26 protein-coding genes are annotated in these 23,708 nt (G+C 63.8%); 15 read left to right on the top strand and 11 right to left on the bottom strand.

Annotation, left to right across the window (positions count from 1 at the left end; genetic code table 11):
- Positions 1-57: 57 nt before the first annotated feature.
- Entirely contained in the window at positions 58-984 is a 927-nt protein-coding gene (gene choX, locus H618_RS0114980) for a choline ABC transporter substrate-binding protein (protein WP_028695840.1), read from the bottom strand.
- A gap of 158 nt (positions 985-1,142) precedes the next feature.
- Positions 1,143-2,675, bottom strand: a complete 1,533-nt coding sequence (gene betC / locus H618_RS0114975; protein ID WP_028695839.1) for a choline-sulfatase — start codon at positions 2,673-2,675, stop codon at positions 1,143-1,145.
- A gap of 109 nt (positions 2,676-2,784) precedes the next feature.
- Between betC and H618_RS0114970 the strand changes: the two genes are divergently transcribed.
- Together H618_RS0114970 and H618_RS0114965 are read left to right on the top strand one after the other, a co-directional pair.
- Positions 2,785-3,687 carry a choline sulfate utilization transcriptional regulator gene (locus H618_RS0114970; protein ID WP_028695838.1) on the top strand — a complete coding sequence of 301 codons (903 nt, stop codon included), beginning with the start codon at positions 2,785-2,787 and terminating at the stop codon, positions 3,685-3,687.
- A 34-nt stretch (positions 3,688-3,721) separates the two neighbouring features.
- On the top strand, positions 3,722-4,054 hold the full coding sequence (locus H618_RS0114965; protein WP_028695837.1) for a DOPA 4,5-dioxygenase family protein: 333 nt from the start codon (positions 3,722-3,724) through the stop codon (positions 4,052-4,054).
- 24 nt (positions 4,055-4,078) lie between these two features.
- Here the strand turns inward: H618_RS0114965 and trpA are convergent, their stop codons facing one another.
- Positions 4,079-4,888 carry a tryptophan synthase subunit alpha gene (gene trpA, locus H618_RS0114960; RefSeq protein WP_028695836.1) on the bottom strand — a complete coding sequence of 270 codons (810 nt, stop codon included), beginning with the start codon at positions 4,886-4,888 and terminating at the stop codon, positions 4,079-4,081.
- A complete protein-coding gene (gene trpB / locus H618_RS0114955; protein WP_028695835.1) occupies positions 4,885-6,102 on the bottom strand; it encodes a tryptophan synthase subunit beta in 1,218 nt (405 codons plus the stop codon). Before trpB ends, trpA begins: the two co-directional genes overlap by 4 nt.
- Before the next feature lie 109 nt (positions 6,103-6,211).
- Between trpB and H618_RS0114950 the strand changes: the two genes are divergently transcribed.
- Complete coding sequence (locus H618_RS0114950; RefSeq protein WP_028695834.1) at positions 6,212-7,108, top strand: LysR family transcriptional regulator; 897 nt, start codon at positions 6,212-6,214, stop codon at positions 7,106-7,108.
- Here H618_RS0114950 and H618_RS0114945 read toward each other — a convergent pair.
- Positions 7,105-7,428, bottom strand: coding sequence for an ElaB/YgaM/YqjD family protein (locus H618_RS0114945; protein ID WP_028695833.1), 324 nt, complete (start codon positions 7,426-7,428; stop codon positions 7,105-7,107). The genes H618_RS0114950 and H618_RS0114945 overlap by 4 nt on opposite strands.
- 152 nt (positions 7,429-7,580) lie before the next feature.
- On the opposite strand from H618_RS0114945, the gene H618_RS0114940 reads away from it, so the two are divergent.
- The gene (locus H618_RS0114940) at positions 7,581-7,796 is read left to right on the top strand and encodes a dodecin (protein ID WP_028695832.1); all 216 of its coding nucleotides are present in this window, start codon (positions 7,581-7,583) and stop codon (positions 7,794-7,796) included.
- A 191-nt stretch (positions 7,797-7,987) separates the two neighbouring features.
- Positions 7,988-8,209: a DUF1161 domain-containing protein gene (locus H618_RS0114935; protein ID WP_028695831.1), complete on the top strand. Its 222-nt coding sequence runs from the start codon at positions 7,988-7,990 to the stop codon at positions 8,207-8,209.
- Between the two features lie 45 nt (positions 8,210-8,254).
- Here the strand turns inward: H618_RS0114935 and H618_RS0114930 are convergent, their stop codons facing one another.
- Positions 8,255-9,259: an LLM class flavin-dependent oxidoreductase gene (locus H618_RS0114930; RefSeq protein ID WP_028695830.1), complete on the bottom strand. Its 1,005-nt coding sequence runs from the start codon at positions 9,257-9,259 to the stop codon at positions 8,255-8,257.
- Positions 9,260-9,413: 154 nt separating this feature from the next.
- Between H618_RS0114930 and H618_RS0114925 the strand changes: the two genes are divergently transcribed.
- Entirely contained in the window at positions 9,414-9,839 is a 426-nt protein-coding gene (locus tag H618_RS0114925; RefSeq protein WP_028695829.1) for an OsmC family protein, read from the top strand.
- A gap of 84 nt (positions 9,840-9,923) precedes the next feature.
- A complete protein-coding gene (locus H618_RS0114920) occupies positions 9,924-10,157 on the top strand; it encodes a DUF1161 domain-containing protein (RefSeq protein ID WP_028695828.1) in 234 nt (77 codons plus the stop codon).
- 37 nt (positions 10,158-10,194) lie between these two features.
- Here the strand turns inward: H618_RS0114920 and H618_RS0114915 are convergent, their stop codons facing one another.
- Both H618_RS0114915 and H618_RS0114910 read right to left on the bottom strand, forming a co-directional pair.
- Positions 10,195-10,608, bottom strand: a complete 414-nt coding sequence (locus H618_RS0114915) for a PA0061/PA0062 family lipoprotein (RefSeq protein ID WP_028695827.1) — start codon at positions 10,606-10,608, stop codon at positions 10,195-10,197.
- Between the two features lie 51 nt (positions 10,609-10,659).
- Complete coding sequence (locus tag H618_RS0114910) at positions 10,660-11,073, bottom strand: PA0061/PA0062 family lipoprotein (RefSeq protein ID WP_028695826.1); 414 nt, start codon at positions 11,071-11,073, stop codon at positions 10,660-10,662.
- A gap of 85 nt (positions 11,074-11,158) precedes the next feature.
- On the opposite strand from H618_RS0114910, the gene H618_RS0114905 reads away from it, so the two are divergent.
- Positions 11,159-12,244, top strand: coding sequence for an aminopeptidase (locus H618_RS0114905; RefSeq protein ID WP_028695825.1), 1,086 nt, complete (start codon positions 11,159-11,161; stop codon positions 12,242-12,244).
- Here H618_RS0114905 and H618_RS0114900 read toward each other — a convergent pair.
- Together H618_RS0114900 and H618_RS0114895 are read right to left on the bottom strand one after the other, a co-directional pair.
- The gene (locus tag H618_RS0114900) at positions 12,234-12,884 is read right to left on the bottom strand and encodes an HAD family hydrolase (protein ID WP_028695824.1); all 651 of its coding nucleotides are present in this window, start codon (positions 12,882-12,884) and stop codon (positions 12,234-12,236) included. The genes H618_RS0114905 and H618_RS0114900 overlap by 11 nt on opposite strands.
- A 37-nt stretch (positions 12,885-12,921) precedes the next feature.
- A complete protein-coding gene (locus tag H618_RS0114895) occupies positions 12,922-13,470 on the bottom strand; it encodes a gamma carbonic anhydrase family protein (protein ID WP_028695823.1) in 549 nt (182 codons plus the stop codon).
- Positions 13,471-13,574: 104 nt separating this feature from the next.
- On the opposite strand from H618_RS0114895, the gene prlC reads away from it, so the two are divergent.
- From prlC to H618_RS0114865, 6 genes are all read left to right on the top strand, one after another.
- Complete coding sequence (gene prlC, locus H618_RS0114890) at positions 13,575-15,626, top strand: oligopeptidase A (RefSeq protein ID WP_028695822.1); 2,052 nt, start codon at positions 13,575-13,577, stop codon at positions 15,624-15,626.
- The gene (locus H618_RS0114885; RefSeq protein ID WP_028695821.1) at positions 15,623-15,904 is read left to right on the top strand and encodes a YheV family putative zinc ribbon protein; all 282 of its coding nucleotides are present in this window, start codon (positions 15,623-15,625) and stop codon (positions 15,902-15,904) included. The genes prlC and H618_RS0114885 overlap by 4 nt, the downstream gene beginning before the upstream one ends.
- 103 nt (positions 15,905-16,007) lie before the next feature.
- Positions 16,008-18,020 carry a M3 family metallopeptidase gene (locus tag H618_RS0114880; RefSeq protein ID WP_245586783.1) on the top strand — a complete coding sequence of 671 codons (2,013 nt, stop codon included), beginning with the start codon at positions 16,008-16,010 and terminating at the stop codon, positions 18,018-18,020.
- 64 nt (positions 18,021-18,084) lie between these two features.
- Positions 18,085-19,140 (top strand): PA0069 family radical SAM protein, encoded by a 1,056-nt coding sequence (locus H618_RS0114875; protein WP_028695819.1) that lies wholly within the window; start codon positions 18,085-18,087, stop codon positions 19,138-19,140.
- 357 nt (positions 19,141-19,497) lie between these two features.
- Positions 19,498-20,217: a carbonic anhydrase gene (locus H618_RS0114870; protein ID WP_028695818.1), complete on the top strand. Its 720-nt coding sequence runs from the start codon at positions 19,498-19,500 to the stop codon at positions 20,215-20,217.
- A gap of 188 nt (positions 20,218-20,405) precedes the next feature.
- Positions 20,406-21,941, top strand: coding sequence for a SulP family inorganic anion transporter (locus H618_RS0114865; protein ID WP_161628453.1), 1,536 nt, complete (start codon positions 20,406-20,408; stop codon positions 21,939-21,941).
- A gap of 24 nt (positions 21,942-21,965) precedes the next feature.
- Here H618_RS0114865 and H618_RS0114860 read toward each other — a convergent pair whose 3' ends face one another.
- Positions 21,966-22,607 (bottom strand): hypothetical protein, encoded by a 642-nt coding sequence (locus tag H618_RS0114860; RefSeq protein WP_028695816.1) that lies wholly within the window; start codon positions 22,605-22,607, stop codon positions 21,966-21,968.
- A gap of 380 nt (positions 22,608-22,987) precedes the next feature.
- On the opposite strand from H618_RS0114860, the gene H618_RS0114855 reads away from it, so the two are divergent.
- A complete protein-coding gene (locus tag H618_RS0114855) occupies positions 22,988-23,620 on the top strand; it encodes an SCO family protein (protein WP_028695815.1) in 633 nt (210 codons plus the stop codon).
- The last annotated feature ends 88 nt before the right edge of the window (positions 23,621-23,708 follow it).

The following is a 23,708-nucleotide window of genomic DNA, read 5'->3' as shown; positions in this document are numbered from 1 at the left end:
TGAACGCCTGCAACGAGCGACGCAAGCCGGGCGCGCTCGGCCCGGCAGGGTCGGGTTTCAGAGTGCTGCCTTGACCGCCTTCAGGCCATCGTCACCGCTTTTGCTGGTGACCCCGGTCAACCAGGCGTCCAGTGCCTGGGGATGAGCCTTGACCCAGGCTTTGGCTGCCGCATCGAAGCTGAGCTTTTTATCCACAACCTCGGCCATGATGCTGTTTTCCATGTCGAGGGTGAAGTTCAGGTTGCCCAGCAGCTTCGCAGCGTTCGGGCACGCCTGTGGATAACCCTTGCGCACCAGGGTGTTGACCTCGCCTTTGTCGCCGAACCACTGCTCGCCACCGGTCAGGTACTTCATCTTCAGCTTCACGTTCATCGGGTGTGGGGTCCAGCCGAGGAAGGCGATGTACTGCTGATTCTTCACGGCGCGGTCGACTTGGGTGAGCATGGCCTGCTCGCTGGATTCGACCAGTTTCCATTTGCCCAGGCCGAATTTATCGGCATCGATGATTTCCTTGAGCGACAGGTTGGCCGGCGCACCCGAGCCAATCCCGTACAACTTCTGGCCGAACTGCTTGGCGTGCTTTTGCAGGTCGGCGAAGTCTTTCACGCCGGCATCCCACACATAGTCAGGCACCGCCAGGGTGAACTGGGTGCCCTCCAGGTTGCGCGACAGGCGCTGCACATCGCCGGTGGCGACGAACTTGTCGTGGAAGCCCTGTTGCGCTGGCATCCAGTTGCCCAGGAAGGCATCGACTTTGCCGTCCTTGAGGCCGCCATAGATGATCGGTACGGCCAGGCTGTCGATCTTCACGTCATAGCCCAGGCCTTCGAGCAGCAGGCGGGCGACGGCGTTGGTCGAGGCGATGTCGCTCCAGCCGGGGTCGGCGAGTTTTACGGTACTGCACGAGGCGTCGTCCGCGGCGTGGGCGGCAACGGCGCCCAGGCTCAGGGCCAATGTGATCACGCGAGGGGAGAACTTGGTCATGGGCGGTCTCTCTGTTCAATCCAAGGCTCTGTCTGAAAACCCTTGATACTCGTTCATGCTGCGTTGAAAACGGCCTGGATCGCCAGCCCGGTCGGAATGCTCATGTACTCGAGTACACTCCGCTTCCTCGGCCGTTTTCGCCTTGCCTGACCTTCGTCTCAAGGCTTTTCAGACGGAGCCATCGGGGCGGGCTGTGGATAACGTGCCTTGCGCTCGAGGTCGTCGAGATCGATGTGGTTGCGCATGTACTGCTGGCTGGCGTCCACAAAGGGTTGGTGGTCCCAGCTGGTCAGTGTGCCGATAGCCAGGGCTTGCGCCACTAGGCGCCGCCGGCGTTGGCTGGCGAGCACTTGCTGGCGCAGCGCCGGGACGTCCCAGCGTTGCCGTGCTTGATCGACGAATGCCTGCAGCAGCGCCTGATGATCAGGGCTGCCGGTGAGGTTCTCCCGCTCGTGCGGGTCGCGGCTCAGGTCATAGAGTAGACAAGGGTCGTCTTCGCTGTACACGAACTTGTAGGCGCCGCGGCGGATCATCAGCAGCGGCCCGACCGTGCCTTCGGCCATGTATTCACCGATCACTTCATCGTGCCCGCCCTGCCCTTGCAGATGCCCCAGCAGCGAGCGGCCGTCCAGGTGCAGGTTGCTCTGCACTTGACCGCCGGCCAGTTCCACCAGGGTCGGCAACAGGTCGCAGGTCGATACCGAAGCCGCTACTCGGCTTGCCGGGAAGCGTTGAGGCGCGTGCACCAGCAGCGGCACCCGTGCCGACATCTCGAACCAGTGCATTTTGTACCAGAGCCCGCGTTCGCCGAGCATGTCGCCGTGATCGCCCGAGAACACGATCAGCGTGTCGTCGGCCAGGCCGCATTCCTCCAGCGTTCGCACCAGCTTGCCGATGTTGTCGTCGATGTAGCTGCAAGCGCCGAAATAAGCACGCCGGGCATCGCGGATCTTGTCCACAGGCAGCGGTTTGTTCCACAGGTCGTAGACCTTGAGCAGGCGCTGGGCGTGGGGGTCCTGTTGATCCTGCTCCAGTGGATACAAGGGCATGGGGATATCCACACCCTCGTACAGATCCCAGTAGTGCCGCGGGATGGTGTAAGGGTCGTGGGGGTGAGTCATCGATACGGTCAGGCAGAACGGCCGGTCTGGGTTTTCCCGCACGTGGTCGTACAGGTACTGACGGGCCTTGAACACCACCTCTTCGTCGAAATCCAGCTGATTGGTGCGCACGCACGGGCCGGCTTGCAGCACCGAGGCCATGTTGTGGTACCAGCTCGGGCGTTCGTCCGGTGCGTCCCAGTTCACCGCCCAGCCATAGTCGGCCGGGTAGATATCACTGGTCAGGCGCTGTTCATAACCGTGCAACTGGTCGGGCCCGCAGAAGTGCATCTTGCCCGACAGCGCGGTGTGATAGCCCAAGCGGCGCAGGTAATGGGCATAGGTCGGTACGTCAGCGGGGAAATCGGCGGCGTTGTCGTAGGCGCCGATGCGGCTTGGCAGTTGGCCGCTGACCAAGGTGAAACGCGAGGGCGCGCACAGCGGGCTGTTGCAGTAGGCCGAGTCGAACACCACCGCCTGTTCGGCCAGTTTCGCCAGGTGCGGCATTTTGATCGGCGAGTCGGCATAGATCGGCAACAGCGGCGCGGCCATCTGATCGGCCATGATGAACAGGATATTCGGTCGTTTCACGGCGGCCTTCCATCGTCAGGATTTATGGGGAATGCTTGCCGATCAGAATGGAGCTGTGGATAACTGGGGTAAAGCCCATGCCGGGCAATGACTGGGATTAGCCAGGCTTATGTTTGAACACCTCGATGGTCTTTCGCTCGACACTTTGCGCGTCTTCGAGAGCGCTGCACGCCTGCGCAGTTTTACCGCCGCAGCCCTGGCGCTGGGCACCACCCAGCCGGCCGTCAGCCAGCAGATCAAGCGCCTGGAAAACGAGCTGGGTACACGCCTGTTCGACCGGGTCTATCGAGGTATCGACCTCACCGAAGCCGGGCAACTGCTGTTCGAGCGTATCCATGCCGGCATGCAGGCCATGGACGAAGGGGTTTCCCAGGCCCGCGCACACAACCAGCGCGAAGTGCTGCAGGTAGCCACCGATTTCGCTTTTGCGGCGTTCTGGCTGATGCCGCGGTTGCAGCGCTTTCACGCTGCTTATCCACAGGTCGATGTCAGCCTGGTGACCGGCGAGCGCAGCCAGGCCATGCTGCGGCCCGATATCGATGTGGCGATTCTGTTCGGCGATGGCCGCTTCCAGCATGGCGAAAGCCGTTGGCTGTTCGATGAGGAGGTCTACCCGGTGTGCAGTCCGCGCCTGATCGACGCCCTGCCCGCCTCAGCCGCGCCCTTGCAGCTCCTGCCATTGCTGCATTTGCGCGGTGAGCAGGCCAGCGGCTGGTTCGATTGGGCGGGTGTGTTCCGCGGCTATGGCCTGAGCACGCCGCCGCCAGCGGGGCAACTGCGTTTCGACAACTACACCCTGGTGATTCAGGCCGCCATCGCCGGCCAGGGCCTGGCGATCGGCTGGCGGCATCTGGTCGATGGGTTGGTCGAGCAGGGGCTGCTGTGTCGCCCACTGCCCGCCAGCCTGCGCTCGTCCCGGGGCTATTACGTGGTCTTGCCGGCACGCAAGCGCAGGGGCGCGTTGATCGAGCGTTTTGTCGACTGGCTGGAGCACGAGCGCTCGCTTCAGTGATACTCGCGTTTCATCATCGAACCGTGGAGTGACCGTGCAACAGATTCAGGGCTACCACGCCCATGTGTATTTCGACGCCGCAACCCTGGCCCAGGCCCGCGAACTGTGTGAACAAGCCGCTCGGCTGTTCCCGATCAGCATGGGCCGGATGCACCAGCGCGCGGTAGGCCCGCACCCGGACTGGAGCTGTCAGTTGGCCTTCGGCCCGCAAGTGATTGGCGAGGTGCTGCCGTGGCTGGCGCTGAACCGCCAAGGGCTGGTGATCTTCCTGCACCCGCTGACCGGGGATGAGCTGGCCGATCACCGCGACCATGCGATCTGGATGGGCGCGGTGAGGCCGTTGCAGTTGTCGATATTTGGCGGCTGAATCTGCGAAAGCCGGCGATCGGTCTCAGCCGCGTGCGTTGCGCACGCCCTTGGCCAGTGCCGAACACAGGCTCAGCACGTCATCCACTGCCTGGCCGGCGTCCTTGGCCTGGGCGATCTTGTCGACTAGCGCCGAACCCACAACCACCCCATCGGCCAGACGCGCGATGGCGGCGGCTTGCTCGGGGGTGCGGATGCCGAAGCCGACGCTGATCGGCAGCTCGGTGTGCCGGCGCAGGCGGGCGATGGCCTGTTCGACGTGCTCGTTGGTGGCCGAGCCGGCACCGGTGACGCCGGCGACCGACACGTAGTAGACGAACCCCGAGCTGCGCTGCAATACCCGTGGCAGACGCGCGTCGTCGGTGGTCGGGGTGGTCAGGCGGATGAAGTCGATACCCGCGGCCTGGGCCGGGGTTGCCAGTTCTTCGTCATGCTCGGGTGGCAGGTCGACGATGATCAGACCATCGACCCCGGCGTCCTTGGCGTCGGCGACGAAGCGCTCGACCCCAAAGCGGTGGATGGGGTTGTAATAGCCCATGAGCACGATCGGCGTGGTCTGGTTGCCGGTGCGGAATTCGCGGACCATCTGCAGGGTTTTCGCCAGGTTCTGGCCGGCCTCCAGAGCACGCAAGGTGGCCAGCTGAATCGCCACGCCATCGGCCATCGGGTCGGTGAATGGCATGCCCAGTTCGATGACGTCGGCGCCGGCCTCCGGCAGCCCTTTGAGAATCGCCAGAGACGCTTCATAACCCGGGTCGCCGGCGGTGACGAAGGTCACCAGGGCAGCGCGGCCTTCGGCCTTGAGGTCGGCAAAACGTTGTTCAAGACGGCTCATGCCTGTTTCTCCTGGGCGGCCATGTGGTTCATCACGGTCTGCATGTCTTTGTCACCGCGCCCCGACAGGCACACCACCATCAGGTGATCCTTGGGCAGGCTCGGCGCGCGGCGAATGGCTTCGGCCAGGGCGTGCGCGGTTTCCAGCGCAGGAATGATGCCTTCGAGACGGCAAGTGGCGTGGAAGGCGTCCAGCGCCTGGTCATCGGTGATGCTGACGTACTCGACGCGCTTCACTTCATGCAGAAAGGCGTGTTCCGGGCCGATGCCGGGGTAGTCCAGGCCAGCGGAGATCGAGTGGGCATCGGTGATCTGACCGTCGTCGTCCTGCAGCAGGTAGGTGCGGTTGCCGTGCAGTACGCCCGGCACGCCACCATTGAGGCTGGCGGCGTGTTTGTCGGTGTCGACGCCATGGCCGCCGGCTTCCACGCCGATGATGTCCACGTTGGCGTCGTCGAGAAACTCATGGAACAGGCCCATGGCGTTGGAGCCACCGCCCACGCAGGCGACCAGGCTGTCTGGCACGCGGCCTTCCTTTTCCTGCATCTGGGCGCGGGTTTCCTTGCCGATGATCGACTGGAAATCACGCACCATGGCCGGATACGGGTGTGGACCTGCCACGGTACCGATCAGGTAGAAGGTGTCTTCGACGTTGGTGACCCAGTCGCGCAGCGCCTCGTTCATGGCGTCCTTGAGGGTGCCGGTGCCAGCGGTGACCGGAACGATCTCGGCGCCCAGCAGCTTCATGCGGAACACGTTGGCCTGCTGGCGCTCGATGTCGGTGGCGCCCATGTAGATCACGCAAGGAATGCCGAAGCGCGCAGCGACGGTGGCAGTCGCCACGCCGTGCATGCCGGCGCCGGTTTCGGCGATCAGACGCTTCTTGCCCATGCGCCGGGCCAGCAGCACCTGGCCGATGCAGTTGTTCACCTTGTGCGCGCCGGTGTGGTTGAGCTCTTCACGCTTGAAGTAGATCTTCGCGCCGCCGCAGTGCTCGGTCAGGCGTTCGGCGAAATACAGCGGGTTCGGGCGGCCGATGTAATCACGCTGGAAATACGCCAGTTCTTCGAGAAATGCCGGGTCGGCCTTGGCCGCTTCGTATTCGCGGGCCAGGTCGAGCACCAGCGGCATCAGGGTTTCAGCCACGTAGCGGCCGCCGAACGAGCCGAACAGGCCGTTGGCATCGGGGCCGGCGCGGTAGTGAGTCTGCGACATGGGGCGCTCCAGAGCGTGATGAATGAGTGATGGGCTTTACTGTACCCATGCACGGCCCGGCTGAAAACCGATAAGATTGGCTCGATATGTCAGGAAAACTCACACGTTCATGCGCGACGACCTTCCCCCCCTCAATGCCCTGCGCGCCTTCGAGGCCGCGGCCCGACTGAACAGCGTCAGCCAAGCCGCCGAGGCGCTGCATGTGACCCACGGCGCCGTCAGCCGGCAGATCAAGGTGCTCGAGCAGCACCTGGGCGTGACCTTGTTCAGCAAGGAAGGACGCGGCCTCAAACTCACAGATGCCGGTGTTCGTCTGCGCGATGCCAGTGCCGAGGCGTTCGATCGCCTGCGCAATGTGTGCGCGCAGTTGGGCAATGACGGGCGTCAGGCCGCGTTCGTGCTGGGCTGCTCGGGAAGCTTGTTGGCGCGCTGGTTCATTCCCCGGCTTGGCCGGCTCGAAGCAGAGCTGCCGGAACTGCGCCTGCACCTTTCAGCTGGCGAAGGCGACCTCGATCCGCGTCGGCCCGGGCTGGACGCGTTGCTGGTGTATGCCGAACCGCCCTGGCCGGCCGACATGCACGTGCATGTGCTGGCCGAGGAACGCATCGGGCCGGTACTGAGCCCGCATCTGCCGGCCTTCGCCGCCTTGCAGCAGGCACCGGCCGAAGCCTTGCTCGGTGAGCCTTTGCTGCACACCACCTCGCGCCCACAGGCGTGGCCGAATTGGGCCCACGAGCAGGGTTTGCCGAGCGATCGATTACAGATGGGGCAGGCGTTCGAGCATTTGTACTACTTGCTCGAAGCGGCAGTGGCAGGTTTGGGGGTAGCGATTGCACCCGAGCCGCTGGTGGCGGATGACCTCAGGGCTGGCAGGCTGGCTGCACCGTGGGGGTTTTCCCCCACCCGTGCAGCCTTGGCGCTGTGGGTGCCCAAGCGCGCCGCAGATGAGCGCGCAGAGCAACTGGCGCAGTGGCTGCGCCGCGAGCTGCAGCGCCAGCTCGATTAGTTGCGACGGCAGAGCAGCCAGGCAGCCAGCAGGCCCAGGGCACCGACGGCAACGCCAGCGGTGGTCCAAGGGTGTTCTTGGGCGTAGTCGCGGGTCGCGATACCGGTTTCCTTGGTGCGGGTCTTCACTTCTTCGTAGGCATCGGAAATCACACCGCGCGAGTGGCGCAGCGCATTTTCGGCGTTACCGCGAATGGCCTTGATGGTCTTGTGCGACTCTTCCGTGGCGTCGTGCTTGAGCGTTTCCAGGGTGCTGAGCAGGCTTTCGATCTCGGCTTCCATGCTTTCCAGCGACGTCTTGCGCAGTGAGTTACGGGCCATGTTGATGCTCCTTAGCAATGAAATGGGCTGTGAGAAATGCGACTACATCACCGTGAGAAAGTGCAATCGAACTTTTCCCCCCGCGCGCCGCTCGCAGAGAGACCGGGCCTGCACCGTCAGGCTCATCGCACTGTCATCCAAGGAGAGCATTCATGAGTGATCATCACACCTACAAGAAGGTCGAATTGGTCGGTTCCTCGCGCACCAGCATCGAAGACGCCATCAACAATGCGCTGGACGAAGCCAGCAGCAGCCTGAAGAACATGGAATGGTTCGAAGTCACCGAAACCCGCGGACATATCGAAGGCAACAAGGTCGGCCACTTCCAGGTCACTCTGAAAGTCGGTTTCAAGATCGCCAATAGCTGATTTCATACCGATCTGCTCGCGGTCACGTGGCTGCCGTACTATTTTTCAGGGACGCCCTGCTGCCAACTGTAAAACCCCGCCGGCTATGGCGGATAAACCGCAGCTGCGGACCGCCCGCTCCTGCATCGTTGGCCTGCGGGGCGTCTTAGAGGTGTCTGATCTGTTTTTCGTCTGTACAAGGAATTCGAGCGATGAAGAGATGGCTAGTGGCCTCAGGCCTGATGATGCTTGCCACCGGTGCTCTGGCAGCCGGCAAGCCGTGTGAAGAGCTGAAGAGCGAAATCGCTGCCAAGCTCGATGCCAAAGGGGTGCAGAGCTACACCCTGGAAGTGGTCGACAAGGGCACTGCGGCCGGCAAGACCGTCGGCAGTTGCGAAGGCGGGACCAAGGAAATCGTTTACCGCCGTGATTGATCGGTAGCATCCGGGGCATGGCGTCGCGCCATGCCCCGGATGTGCTCAACCTGCCTGCAAGGCCTCGGCCAGCAATTGGTACGAACGCAGGCGGTCGGCGTGCTCGTACAGATCACAGGTGAAGATCAGCTCATCGGCGCCGGTCTGCTCCAGCAATACCTCCACCTTCGCCTTGACCTTCTGCGGGCTGCCGATCATCGCCAGGCCCAGGAAGCTGCTCACCGCCTCGCGTTCATGGGGCAGCCATAGCCCGTCCATGCTCGCCACCGGCGGACGCTGCATCAGGCTCTGCCCGCGCATCAGCGCCAGAATCCGTTGATACACCGAGGTCGCCAGGTATTCGGCGTGCTCGTCGGTGTCGGCCACCACCATGGGCACGCCCAGCATCACGTACGGTTTGTCGAGCACCGTCGAGGGTTTGAAGTGATTGCGGTAGGTGCGAATCGCCTCGTGCACGTAGCGCGGAGCGAAATGCGAAGCGAAGGCGTAGGGCAGCCCGCGCATGCCGGCCAGTTGCGCGCTGTACAGGCTCGAACCGAGCAGCCACAGCGGCACGTCCGTGTCATGCCCGGGCACGGCGATCACCCGTTGGTCATCGGTGCGCGGGCCGAGGTAACGCGACAGTTCTTCGACATCCTCCGGGAAGTCGTCGGCACTGCCGGAACGCTCACGGCGCAGGGCGCGGGCGGTCATCTGGTCGGAGCCAGGCGCCCGACCCAGGCCCAGGTCGATGCGCCCCGGGTACAGACTGGCCAGAGTGCCGAACTGCTCGGCGATCACCAAGGGTGCGTGGTTGGGCAGCATCACCCCGCCCGAGCCTACGCGAATGCGCGAGGTGCCACCGGCGAGGTAGCCGATCAGCACCGCCGTGGCCGAACTGGCGATGCCGTCCATGTTGTGGTGCTCGGCCACCCAGAAACGCGTGTAGCCCAGCGCTTCGGCGTGGCGCGCGAGGTCCAGCGAATTGTGCAGCGATTGTGCAGGCCCTGTGTCGGCACGCACCGGTACCAGGTCGAGCACCGAATAGTTGAGGTCGGACAAAGCCGTCATTGGAGCCTCCGCAAGAAATGGTTGGCCTGAAGCCATACTGACTCTGTATGGGCACATTCGGTCGATTCAATGCTTGAGCCAGGATTGCGCTGAACTTGCAGCGGAAGGCGGCCCTCTGACCTTGAGGTACTTCACCCAATGTCCAGGAGGCATCATGAAAAAGACAGCATCGGCGATTTGGGAAGGCGGGATCAAAGACGGCAAAGGCCGCATCTCCACTGAAAGCGGCGCGCTCAAGCAAAACCCGTATGGCTTCAATACCCGTTTCGAGAACACCCCGGGCACCAACCCGGAAGAGCTCATCGGCGCTGCCCATGCCGGCTGCTTCTCGATGGCGTTGTCACTGATGCTTGGCGAGGCCAAGCTGGTGCCCGAGCGTATCGATACCACCGCTGAGGTCACCCTCGACAAGCAGGGCGACGGCTTTGCCATCACCGCCATTCACCTGACCCTCAAGGCCAAGGTGCCAGGCGCCAGCGACGAGCAGTTCCAGGAGATCGCCAACAAGGCCAAGGCCGGTTGCCCGGTGTCTAAAGTGCTCAACGCCGACATCACCCTCGACGCCACCCTGGTGTCCTGAACGGTGTCCTGAGTACGGCAACAGGAACGCTTTCCTGTACTCTGGCAGGCATCGCAGGATGCCTGCCATTACCGGAGTCGTTTCATGATTCGTCTTGCCGTAGCAGTGCTGGCTTCACTGGTGGGCACCGCCGCCCTGGCCGCACCCAAGCCGTGTGAAGAGCTCAAGGCCGAGATCGAGGCCAACATCCAGGCCAAGGGTGTGGCTTCCTATACGCTCGAGATCGTGCCCAACAGCGAGGTCAGCGACCCCAACATGGTGGTCGGCAGCTGTGAAAACTCGACCAAGAAAATCATCTACCAGAAAAACGACGACTGACCGCCGCAAGCCTCGCCAGCGTCAGGCCTTGCCCGGCTCAGGGGATGCAGAAAATATCGCTCGGACGGTCCACCAGCACCTGGCGCCCTGCCCCGTACAAGTACACCTGCGGTTGCATTGCTGGCGCCCGCGCTTCCAGGCGGTAGCGCTGGCCGGCCTCGAAGTCGTTGAAGCGTACGGTCAGGTAGCAGGTGCGCTCGGTGGGGTTCATCGACAGACCGCCTGAATACACCTCGTAATCGAAGCGCACCACCAACTCGTGCTTGCCCGGCGTTACCTGGAAATAGCGGCCATCATCGAGTCGCTGACCGTCGAGCCGGTCGGCCATGAGCATGCGCCCGGGTGTCATGGTGTAGAGGTCGACCCAGGCCTGTTGCGGATCGACCGGGGGCATCGGGCTTGCGCATCCCCCCAGCACACTGAGGGCGATCAGCATCATTGGCTGGCGCATGGCGTAGCTCCGTCGGGGGACATGCCGTTGAGCATAGCGCGATCTGCCCTGTCAGGTACGCTGACAGCCTGCCGGTAAACCTTCCCCGATCAGCTTCTGCCGTTGGTCATACAACTTGACCCACGGATGCAGTCCGGTACTGCCGGCCATCAGCCGGTAGCGCTCGCCGGCATTGAAATCCTTGAACGACAGATTGAGCTGGCAGTCGCGCTGCAAAGGTTCTTCCACCGGGCCCAGGTTGCTCGGCGGCACGGCGAACTGATAGCGCACGGTCAGCTCGTGCTTGCCGGGCGCAACCTCGAAATAGCGCGGGTCCTGCCAGTCGCGTTCATCGACCTGCACCGCGTCCAGCGTGGTATCGGCATGGGGGGCAAGGTCGATCCAGGCCTGCTCGGGATCAGGATCGGGCAGCGTCGAGCAGGCGGATATCAGCAGCAGCGCGCAGGATGTGACGAGCATACGCATGGCAAAGCTTCCCTATGGCGAGATAGTCTTGTGGGCATTGGCCGCTTGAGCGAGATCGACACCTGCGATGTTCCACATTCCTCTGATCGAGCACGCCGGCCGCCGGGCTCTGGACTGCATTTTCAACAGGTTTGTTCCCGTGCTCGCCGCGCTTGTGCTGAGCGGTTGCAGCAGCCTGAGCTACTACGGCCAGTTGGCAGAAGGCCAATACCAACTGCTACGGGCACGTCAGCCGGTGAGCGCGCTTATCGATGATCCGCATACCGAGCCCACTCTGCGCCAGCAACTGCAGCAGGCCCAGGCGGCGCGCCGCTTCGCCAGCCAGACCCTGCAACTGCCAGACAACCAGAGCTATCGGGTGTACGCCGACCTCGGCCGGCCGTTCGTGGTGTGGAACGTGTTCGCCACCCCGGAACTGTCGCTGCAGCCGCTCAGCCACTGCTTCCCCATCGCCGGCTGTGTGGCCTATCGCGGCTATTACCGCCAGGGTGCGGCACGTGGCGCGGCGGCGCTGTTGCGTGAGCAGGGCATGGACGTCTATGTCGGCGGGGTCGAGGCCTATTCGACTCTGGGCTGGTTCGATGACCCGATCCTGTCGTCGATGCTCACCTGGGGCGATGAGCGCCTGGCGACGCTGATCTTCCATGAGCTGTCGCACCAGCGCGTGTACGTGGCGGACGACACCGCTTTCAATGAGTCGTACGCCACCTTCGTCGAGCAGCAGGGCACCCGAGATTGGCGCCGCGCCCAGGGCCTGGCGCAGGCCGACGAGCGATTACCGCAGCAGCGCGATCAGTTCATCGCCCTGGTGCTCGAGGCCCGTGAGCGTTTGCAGGCGCTGTATGCCAGCCCTCGCAGCGACGCCGACAAGCGCCTGGCCAAGCAGGCCGAGTTCGCCCGCCTGCGTCAGCGCTACCAACGTGTGCGCGACCAGCAATGGGCCGGCGACCGTCGTTACGACGCCTTCATCTACGGCCCCTTGAACAACGCCAAGCTGTTGCCGTTTGGCCTGTATGACCAATGGGTGCCGGCCTTCGCCGCGCTGTTCAGGCAGGTCGATGGCAACTGGACGCGCTTTCACCAGCGCGTCGAACGCCTCGGCCAACTGCCCGCCGCCGCGCGCAGCGTGCAGTTACAGCAGTTGGCCGCTGGCGCGCGGCTCAGCGAGTGAGAAACGCCTGGTGCAGCGCGGCGACGCTGTTGAAGTGGAAGGCCGGCGCCTCGGCGCGCAGCTCTTCTTCGCTGCCAAAGCCATAGCCCACAGCAGCCGCTTGCAGGCCATTGCGGTGCGCGCCCATGAGGTCGTGCTTGCGATCGCCGATCATCAGCGTCTGCGCCGGATCGAGGCGCTCTTGCTCTAGGAGATGGCCAATCAGCTCGACCTTGTTGGTGCGGGTGCCGTCCAGCTCGCTGCCGTAGATCACTTTGAAGTGCTGGTCGAAGGCGAAGTGCCGAGCGATTTCGCGGGCGAATTCCCACGGCTTGGAGGTGGCGACGTACAAGGTGCGACCCTGCCCCACCAGCTCGCCGAGCAGCTGCGGGATGCCTTCGTAGACCTGGTTCTCGTACAGCCCGGTCACGCGGAAACGCTCGCGATAGAAATTCACCGCCTGCCAGGCAGTGGCCTCGTCGAAGGCGTAGTTGTGCATGAACGCTTGCAGCAATGGTGGGCCGATGAAGTGTTCCAGGCGCGCGAGGTCTGGCTCGTCGATGCCCAGTTTGCTCAGCGCGTACTGGATCGAGCGGGTGATGCCCAGGCGCGGATCGGTGAGGGTGCCGTCGAGGTCGAAGAGGATGGTCTGCTGATGCATGTAAAGGGTGTCCAGTCGATGAATGCGGAGGTCAGGCTCACTCGGGGCGGTCGAAGCCTTCGGCCAGATGCTGGTCCTTGAGCTTGACGTAGTTGCCGGCGGTATAGGTGAAGAAGCCGCGCTCCTTGTCGGTGAGCGGGCGCACCTGCTTGACCGGACTGCCGACGTACAGGTAGCCGCTGTGCAGGCGCTTGCCCGGCGGCACCAGGCTACCGGCGCCGATGATCACCTCGTCTTCGACCACTGCCCCATCCATGACCGTGCTGCCCATGCCGACCAGAATGCGGCTGCCCAAGGTGCAGCCGTGCAACATCACCTTGTGCCCGATGGTGACGTCATCGCCGATCAACAGCGGGAAGCCTTCAGGATTGAACGGCCCGGCGTGGGTGATGTGCAGCACGCTGGCGTCCTGCACGCTGGTGCGGGTACCGATGCGGATGCGGTGCATGTCGCCGCGAATCACCGTCAACGGCCACACCGAGCTGTCTGCGCCGATCTCGACGTCGCCGATGACGACCGCCGAACGGTCGACGAACACCTGTGGGCCAAGCGATGGGGTGTGCTGGGCGAATGAGCGGATGGCCATGGAAATAGTGCCTCTCTTGCAAAGGGATAGGCAGGCTGCTTGCTGCGGTCGGCGTCGATTGTAATTAAGATGGGCGCGTGTTTCTTCTGCCAAGGTGCCAAACCGTGAGTGCGACCAACCCGCTTCTGCAGCCCCATGACCTGCCGTCCTTCTCGCTGATCCGCGCCGAACACGTGCTGCCGGCGGTCGAGCAGATCCTGGCCGACAACCGCGCAGCCATCGCCGGCATCCTGCAATCACAGGCCCAGCAGCCGACCTGGGCCGGTCTGGTATTGGCCATGGATGAGCTCAACGACCGCCTCGGCGCGGCCTGGAGCCCGGTCAGCCACCTCAACGCGGTGTGCAACAGCGCCGAATTGCGCGAAGCCTACGAGGCCTGCTTGCCGGCCCTGAGCGCCTACTCCACCGAGCTGGGGCAGAACCGCGAATTGTTCCAAGCCTACCAGGCGCTGGCGAGCAGCCCAGAAGCGGCCGGCTTCGATCAGGCGCAGAAAACCATTCTCGAGCACGCGCTGCGTGATTTCCGTCTGTCGGGCATCGACCTGCCGCTCGAGCAACAGCAGCGCTACGCCCAAGTGCAAAGCACCCTCAGCGAGCTGGGCAGCCGCTTCTCCAACCAACTGCTCGACGCCACCCAGGCCTGGAGCAAGCACGTCACCGACGAAACCGCGCTGGCCGGCCTGCCGGATTCGGCCAAGGCGCAGATGGCCGCCGCGGCCCAGGCCAAGGGCCTCGACGGCTGGCTGATCACCCTGGAATTCCCCAGCTACTACGCAGTGATGACTTACGCCAGCGACCGCAGCCTGCGTGAAGAGCTGTACGCCGCCTACTGCACCCGCGCCTCCGATCAGGGCCCGAATGCCGGCCAGTTCGATAACGGCCCGGTGATGGCGCAGATCCTCGACCTGCGTCAGGAACTGGCGCAGTTGCTCGGCTACCCCAACTACGCCGAACTGAGCCTGGCGACCAAGATGGCCGACAGCAGCGAGCAGGTGCTGAGCTTCCTGCGCGACCTCGCCCAGCGCAGCAAACCGTTCGCCGCCCAGGATCTGGAGCAGCTCAAGGCCTACGCCGCCGAGCAAGGCTGCAGCGACCTGGCCAGCTGGGACGTCGGCTACTACGGGGAAAAACTCCGCGAACAACGCTACAGCGTGTCGCAGGAAGCCCTGCGCGCCTACTTCCCGATCGACAAGGTGCTGTCGGGGCTGTTCAGCATCGTGCAGCGCCTGTACGGCATCGAGATCACCGAGCTCAAGGGCTTCGACGGCTGGCATGCCGACGTGCGCCTGTTCGAAATCCGCGAAAACGGCCAGCACGTCGGGCGCTTCTTCTTCGACCTGTATGCCCGCGCCAACAAGCGTGGCGGCGCCTGGATGGACGGCGCGCGCGACCATCGGCGGACCGCCGCTGGTCAGTTGCAGAGCCCGGTGGCGAACCTGGTGTGCAACTTCACCCCGGCCGAGCCAGGCAAACCCGCTCTGCTCACCCACGATGAAGTCACCACGCTGTTCCATGAGTTCGGCCACGGCCTGCACCATCTGCTGACGCGCATCGAACATGCCGGCGTTTCCGGCATCAATGGCGTGGCCTGGGACGCCGTCGAACTGCCCAGCCAGTTCATGGAGAACTGGTGCTGGGAACCGGAAGGCCTGGCGCTGATTTCGGGCCATTACCAGACCGGCGCGCCATTGCCGCAAGACCTGCTCGACAAGATGCTGGCGGCGAAGAACTTCCAGTCCGGGATGATGATGGTGCGCCAGCTGGAGTTCTCGCTGTTCGACTTCGAGCTGCACGCTACCCACGGTGACGGACGCAGCGTGCTGCAGGTGCTCGAAGGGGTGCGCGATGAAGTCACGGTGATGCGTCCGCCCGCCTATAACCGCTTCCCCAACAGCTTCGCGCACATCTTCGCCGGCGGCTACGCGGCGGGCTACTACAGCTACAAGTGGGCTGAAGTGCTGTCTGCCGATGCGTTCTCGCGCTTCGAGGAAGACGGCGTGCTGAATGCCGACACCGGTCGCGCGTTCCGCGAGGCGATCCTTGCGCGGGGCGGCTCGCTGGCGCCGATGGCGCTGTTCGTCGACTTCCGCGGCCGCGAGCCTTCCATCGATGCACTGCTGCGCCACTGCGGGCTGAGCGAGGCCGCGGCGGCATGAGCGAGGACGTTGTGATGAAAACCAAGAAGCGCTTCATCGCCGGGGCGGTCTGCCCGGCGTGCAGCGAGCCGGACAAACTGATGATGTGGAACGAAGACGGCGTTCCGCACCGTGAGTGCGTGGCCTGCGGCTTCAGCGACACCCTCAACGAGCAGGGCCTGTCGGTGCCCAAGGAACTGGGCACGCGGGTCAACCACTTGGCGCCCAAGGCGGCACCGGCGCAGGTGCAGACCGTGCAGTTCTTCCCCAACCCGAAGCTGAAGAAACCTGCTGAGTGAGTTGCCCGGGAGCCCCGCGCTCCCGTGCTGTAGGTAATGCGGCCCAGGGTGCCTGGGAGGCTGATTAAGGTGTTCGCCCTTTGATCAACTCCCGAGGTGCCCTGTGACCGACTCCCCGCTGCCGTCTCTGCACGGCTTGTTCGACTATCCCTCCCTTGACCCAGACACCGTGCAACAGGCGTTCGCCGAACGCTGCGTCGCGCAGCGCAGCGCGCTGGCCACTATTCTCGCCGAGCACGCCCAGGCGCCTGGGTGGAGCACCCTGGTAGCCGCCGTGGAAGCGCTCGACCAGCAGGTTCAAGACCTGTTCCACAGCCTGGTGCCGCTGGCCTATGAAGGTGAGCAATGGGCCGTGTCGATCGACAATTGTTACCAGCAACTGCGTGACTGGGAGCAGCACAAGTACCAGTCAGCCGAGCTGCATCAGGCTTATCTGGCGCTCGACGACGCTGCGCTGGAGCCTGCCCAGCGCGTGCTGCTGGCGCGGATTCTGCAGGATTTCCAGCGCAATGGTGCGGCGCTGGCGCCGCTGCAATGTCAGCAACTGCAGCAGACCGACAGCGCCATCGCTGCCCTCGAACAGCAGTTTCTGGTCAACCTGGACAATGCCCGTGATGCCTGGAGCCTGCTGCTCGATGACAATTCCCGTCTGGTCGGGGTGCCTGAAGCCGAGCAGGCGCGTCTGGCGGCCCGCGCTCATGCTCGCGGCGACAGTGGCTGGCTGATCGAACTGAACGGCACCACTGTCGAGACCTTGCTGCGCTGGGCGGATGAGCGTGATCTGCGCGAGCAGGTGTACCGCGCCCAGCACTCCCTCGCTTGCGACCTGGGCACTGATCCGCAGCTGGATAACGGCCCAGTACTGGCGGCCTTGCTGCGCCTGCGCCACGAACGCGCGCAGCTGCTGGGCGCCGAGGACGCGATGGCGTTGAGCCTGCGCGGCAAGGACGCCACGGGTCAGGCTGAGGTCGAGGGGTTCCTCACCACTTTGCTGGACGACAACCGACCACGCCTTCAGGCCGATCTCGAAGCGCTGCAGGCCGAAGCCATGCGTCAGGGGCTCGACGAACTGCAACCATGGGATGTGACGTACCTGTCGCGCTGCCTGGACAGCGCCGAGGATGACCAACTCGATGCGCGGCTGCGCCAAGGCTTCCCCCTCGAATCGGTTCTCGAAGGCTTGTATGCCCTCTATGAGCGGCTGTTCGGCCTGAACCTGACGCCGGTAGAAACGGCTGCGTGGCAGACCGATGTCCAGGCGTTGCAGGTCAGCGAGGCAGGTGTACTGCTGGGGCATATCTACTTGGACGCCTACGAACGTCCGGGCAAGGCAGCGTGGCCCTACAGCTATCCGATGCGCGCTCGCCATGTTCTGGCGCAGGGTTCGGCAAGCCTGCCGCTGGCGCTGATCTCGTGCAGCTTCGAGCGTCCGCTTGCCGGTGCTTCGGCGCACCTGACGCACCTCGACCTGTGCAAACTGTTCCACGAGTTCGGCCACGCGTTGCACCAAGTGCTGGCCGGCAACGATGATCGCCGGCTCAACCGTATCGACGTCGCCACCTTGGGCGCCGACCACGCCGAGTTCGTCGGCACCTTGCTCGAGCAATGGTGCTGGTCGGCACCCACTCTTGAGCTGTTGCACCATCCCGAGCCCGGTGCGCCGGCGGCCTCACTGCAAGACTTCGAGCAGTGGCTGGTGAGCAAGCGCCGCTGGCAAGCGGTGGACGAAGCGCGGCGTCTACGGCGCGCCTGGTTCGATGTGCATGCCCACAGCGGTAGCGCAGCCCGACACGACCTGCGCGCCCTCGCCGTGGCTGCCAACCAGGAAGCGGGCTTGCCCGAGGCCTTCGCGCAGGAGCGCTTCGCAGAATCGTTCGATTATCTGGTCACCGGTTACGACGCCGGCTACTACTGCTATGCCTGGGCTCAAGCCCATGCCATCGATGCCTTCACGCGATTCGAGCAAGCGCCTGCTGAAGAAGCAGCATTGGGCAGGCACCTGCGCCAGGAGATTCTGTCTCAAGGTGCCGTGCGCAGCATGACGGCGTCTTTCGAAGCCTTCATGGGGCGGCCGCTTTCACTGCAGGCCTATGCAGCCCGTCGGGGTTCCGCCTGACGCCTGTAGCGAGTTGACCAGTGTCGATGTACTGTATGTAAATACAGTGCATCGAGTGCTCAGCATGAACCCCTCCGTCATTCGTGGTCGCGGCACCGCGAACAATCCCCACAACCGCTTCGCCGCCACCCGTTCGGTGGCCGAGGACGACGGCTGGTATCAGGAAGTGCCGCCGACCCAGGCCACCGAGGTGCGTTTCGAACAGGCGAAAACCATCATCGCCCGCAACACCTCCCCCGACCTGCCCTTCGACCGCTCGATCAATCCGTATCGCGGTTGCGAGCACGGCTGTATCTACTGCTATGCCCGCCCCTCCCATGCCTATTGGGACATGTCGCCTGGGCTGGACTTCGAAACCCGGCTGATCGCCAAGAGCAACGCCGCTGATGTGCTCGAACAGCAGCTCAGCAAACCGGGGTATGTCTGTGCGCCGATCAACCTCGGGGCCAACACCGACCCGTACCAGCCCATCGAGCGCGAGCAGCGCCTGAGCCGGCAGGTGCTGGAGGTGCTGTTGCGCTATCGCCACCCGGTCACCATCGTCACCAAAGGCTCGCTGGTGCTGCGTGACCTCGACTTGCTCAGCGAGCTGGCCGAGCGGCGACTGGTGCGGGTAATGATCAGCCTGACTACCTTGGACAATGAACTCAAACGCACCCTCGAACCCCGTGCAGCTTCGCCCACCGCTCGCCTGCGAGCCATTCGCGTGTTGCGCGAGGCCGAGGTGCCGGTCGGTGTGCTGTGCTCACCGATGATCCCGATGATCAACGACAGCGAGCTGGAACGCCTGCTCGAAGCGGCCAAAGAAGCCGGCGCCCAGAGCGCCGCCTACATGCTGCTGCGCCTGCCGCGCGAGGTGGCGCCGCTGTTCGAGCAGTGGCTGCACGACCACTACCCGCAGCGCGCCAGCCATGTGCTCAGCCTGATCCGCCAGAGCCGCGGCGGCGAGCTGTACGACAGCCGTTTTGGTGAGCGCATGCGCGGCGAAGGAGTGTTCGCCGAGCTGCTGGCGCAACGCTTCGCCAAGGCCATGCGCCGCTTGCAGTTCGCCGGGCGCGAGGCGTTGGCGCTGGACTGCTCGGCGTTCGCGCCGCCGGGGGAGCAGATGCGCTTGTTTTGAGCGCTTGTTAGGTTCTGACGGTTGAACGCTACTGCGTTACGCGGATGAAAGAGCTTGTTCTTTGCGTGGGATCGTCGGCACTACCCAACAATCCCACTAAACCCAACCAACAATTTCGCTCATGGCTCTTGGCAACTAATGCTTTTTTGCTATTATCGAAAACCCGCCGAACCCATCTAGGACGCGTGTTCTAGACCCTCCGTAATTAAGTTTCAGTTAAGTTTTCTCCGATAGCGTAGGAAACCAGTCGTCACCGACTGTGATTTCTGGTCTTCGTGTGTCATCTAATTCCGCGCATAGCCTGAATCTTTCAACCGGTAAACGGATCTCACCTACTCACCGTCAAGAGGATCAATCATGCCCGTAAAGGACCCATCCAAGCCCGTCCCGGCTGCACCCGCAGAGAGCGCTGATGCTGCAATGAAGCACATCGTCGACGGCTTTCTGCGGTTTCACACCGAAGTGTTTCCCGAGCGTCAGGAGCTGTTCAAGAAGCTGGCCACCGCGCAGAAGCCGCGAGCCATGTTCATCACCTGCGCCGACTCGCGGATCGTTCCTGAGCTGATCACCCAGAGCTCGCCAGGCGATCTGTTCGTCACTCGTAACGTTGGTAACGTCGTACCGCCCTACGGGCAAATGAACGGTGGTGTGTCGAGCGCCATCGAGTACGCGGTAATGGCCTTGGGCGTGCACCACATCATCATCTGTGGTCACTCCGATTGCGGCGCCATGCGCGCGGTGCTCAACCCACGTTCACTGGACAAGATGCCTACCGTTTCCGCCTGGCTGCGTCATGCCGAAGTGGCACGCACGGTCATTGAAGACAACTGCGCCTGCGGCAGCGAGCACGAAAGCATGCAGTTGCTGACCAAGGAAAACGTCATCGCCCAGCTGCATCACCTGCGCACCCACCCGTCGGTGGCCTCGCGCCTGGCCGCTGGCCAGCTGTACATCCATGGCTGGATCTACGACATCGAAACCAGCCAGATCGAAGCCTACGATGCCGCCAGCGACCGCTTCCTGCCGCTGACCGAAGGTGATTCGATTCCCTGCGCGACCCCGAGAGGCCGCTACTAAGCGACCCGTCCTGCTGCACATGCCTTGATAGCCGGCTGCACCCTGTGGGTGCGGCGCGGTCATCGCCTGCCTTGAAACGCCCCGTCCGACCTGCCGGTTTTTACGCTGGCGGCTTGCGCCTGCGCGCCGCTCGGGGTTCCGCGTGCTGACGGCCAGTGGAATGGCCGGACAATTGAGAAAGGAGCGTCATGGTGAACAAGACACAGATGAAAGCGGCGCTGCCGCGCGAATTACTGGCTTCGGTGGTGGTATTTCTGGTGGCCCTGCCGTTGTGCATGGGCATCGCCATCGCCTCGGGCATGCCACCGGCCAAGGGCTTGATCACCGGCATCATCGGCGGCGTCGTGGTGGGCTTCATCGCCGGCTCGCCGCTGCAGGTCAGTGGCCCGGCCGCTGGCCTTGCGGTGCTGGTGTTCGAACTGGTGCGCCAGCACGGCATGGCCATGCTCGGGCCGATTCTGCTGCTGGCCGGGCTGTTGCAACTGCTGGCCGGGCGCTTCCGCCTGGGCTGCTGGTTCCGCGTTACCGCCCCGGCGGTGGTGTACGGCATGCTCGCCGGTATCGGCGTGCTGATCGTGCTGTCGCAGATCCACGTGATGTTCGACACCGCCCCGCAGCCCTCAGGCCTGCAGAACCTGCTGGGCTTCCCCGCCACCCTGGTCGAAGCCTTGCCGTTGGGTAGCGGCGGCATCGGCTGGCAGGCCGGGCTGCTGGGCCTGGGCACCATCGCCCTGATGTGGGGCTGGGAACGCTGGCGGCCGCAGCGCTTGCGCTTCGTGCCCGGCGCGTTGCTGGGCGTGGCGCTGATGACGCTGATCAGCATGGCGCTGACCCTGCCGGTCGACCGCGTGGTGGTGCCGGCGGATCTGTCCGAAGCGATCGACTGGCTGCGCCCGGATGACCTGCTGAAACTGGCCGACCCGACCCTGTTGATCGCAGCGTTCGCCCTGGCCTTCATCGCCAGCGCCGAAACCTTGTTGTCGGCCGCAGCGGTCGACCGCATGCACAGCGGGCAACGCTCGGACTTCGACCGCGAGCTGTCGGCGCAAGGTGTCGGCAACATGCTCTGCGGGGTGCTCGGTGCACTGCCGATGACCGGTGTGATCGTGCGCAGCTCGGCCAACGTGCAGGCTGGGGCGCAGACGCGCTGGTCGGCGATTCTGCATGGCGTGTGGTTGCTGGCGTTCGTGGTGGTGCTGAGCAGTGTGCTGCAGCAGATTCCTATCGCCAGCCTGGCCGGTGTGCTGGTCTACACCGGGATCAAACTGGTCGACTTCAAGGCCCTGCGCAGCCTGGGCCGGTACGGCCGGATGCCGATGCTGACCTACGCCGTGACGGCCCTGGCGATCGTCTTCACCGACCTGCTGACCGGTGTGCTGCTGGGCTTCGCCATGACCCTGCTGACCCTGGCGCTGAAAGCCGCGCGGCTGAAGATCAGCCTGATCGAGTTGGAAAAACCCGGGCATATGGAACTGCGCCTGAACGGGGCCGCGACCTTCCTCAAGGTGCCGGCGCTGACTCAGGTGCTGGAGACCGTGCCGGCCGGCACTACCTTGCATGTGCCGCTGGGCAACCTCAGCTATATCGACCACGCATGCCTTGAGTTGCTTGAAGACTGGGGCCGCAGCGGCAAGGCCAACGGTTCGCGGTTGTGGATCGAGCAGCGCCGCCTCAAGCGCCGCATCGAGGGCAAAATGCGCAGCACGGCGGGGGCTGGGGTGTAGCTGAGCCTGCGCCAACCCTGGGGCTCATGCCGACTGGCCGAGCTCCACGCCCCATTGCCGTGAAAGGCACGGCCAGCGCTGCCAGGCAGCGCCGGTGGCGGGGCTGATCAGGGTCTCGCGGTATTGCTCGACCGATTCTGCGGCGAAGCTCTGGTCGTCGAGCATTTCATCCACCGAGTGGTGCACCACGGCGTCGAGCTGGTTGGCGAACTGCTCGCCGATCAGCTGGTGGGCGATCAGGTTGGCGACGGTGGTGTCCACCGGAATCAGCGGCTGGCTGAAGTGGCGGATGTACAGGTCGTTGACTTCCTCTACCAGCCGATGCGCCAGATACGCCTCATCGAGCAGGCAGTCGAGGCCGACATGACCATTCAGCTCGCTGGGCGGCTGCAGGAAGTACGCCTCGGCGATCTGCAGCACGGGTTTGATCTGCGTTTCGATGCCCGCCTCGCGCGACACCGCATGGGCCGCTTCCAGCAGCTCCGGGACTTGCTCTATGTACGCGGTGACGAAACGGCCGAGGGTGCCTTGGGCATCCTGTTCGGGAAGTTGGATCAGCGGGTGCAGGTGGGGCAGTTGCTGTTCCAGGCGCTGCTTGAGCTGCCCGGTCTGGCGCTCGTGTTGGTGGGCTTGGTCGATCTGATCGCGTACTGCGGCGATGTTCATGACAACTCCAGAGGTGTGGCGTGACGAACGGAAGTCACTAAGGTAGCTCGGTATACCGTCGGCTTAAGAACAATTTGTCATATAACTTTCGATAGTATGCCGGCTGCGGCATATGAGACAGCGGCCTCAACGCTGCAGGCCTTGCCAGCCCTGGCTTTGCGGTTGATTCGCCGCTGCGGGTCAGGATCATTCCCCTACGAGCAATGGGGGTAAATTCGGTGCTGTCTATACTTCGTTTTGAAACATGATGTGTGCTTGGGCCTGAATGCCGCATGGTGAGGCTCGGTGACCCAAGTCGCACTGTATTGAGCGCCTTATGGCCCGCCGGGCGCAGCTGGGGTACCGTGTCGCGCGTCGCCCACCACCGGTAAACCCGCGCCATGACCCGCATCCAGAAAACCCTAGTCGTCCTCGTCGCCCTGGTCGGGCTGATCGGCGGCCTCACCGTGAACCGGATACTCAACGGCAATGCCGAGTTCAACCCTGCCGAACTGGCCGATGCCGGAATCATCCTGCTGCCGCAAAGCCGCGCCCTGCCAGGGCTGCGCATGACCAACCAAGAGGGTCAGCCGGTGGCGCTCGACCAGTTGCAGGGCAAGTGGTCGCTGCTGTTCTTCGGCTACACCTACTGCCCAGACATCTGCCCCACCACCCTGGCGCAACTGCGGCAGATCAAGAGCCAACTGCCTGAAGCCACCCTGCAACGCCTGCAAGTGGTACTGGTAAGCGTCGATCCTGAGCGTGACACCACGCAGCAGCTCAAGCAGTACCTGGCCTACTTCGACAAGAACTTCATCGGCCTGCGTGGGTCGATTGCCGATACCCAGACGCTGGCCAACGCCCTGAGCATCCCGTTCATCCCGGCCGACACCAGCAAGCCAGGCTACACCGTCGATCACAGCGGCAACCTGGCCGTGGTTGGCCCGGACGGACGCCAGCGCGGCTTCATCCGCGCGCCGTTCAGCACGCAGAAGCTGGTTGCGCGGTTGCCGCAGTTGGTCAAGCGCGATTGATACCGCCGTCTGCACCTGCAGGCGGCTTTTGAAGAGCAGGGAGCAGAGATGAAGTGGCAGGCAGTAGAGGTCGCAATTGGCGTGTGGA

Source organism: Pseudomonas cremoricolorata DSM 17059 = NBRC 16634, from assembly GCF_000425745.1.
GTDB classification, from domain to species: domain Bacteria; phylum Pseudomonadota; class Gammaproteobacteria; order Pseudomonadales; family Pseudomonadaceae; genus Aquipseudomonas; species Aquipseudomonas cremoricolorata.
Note: the sequence above shows the minus strand (reverse complement) of the source record. Positions and strands in the feature narration are given on the sequence as shown.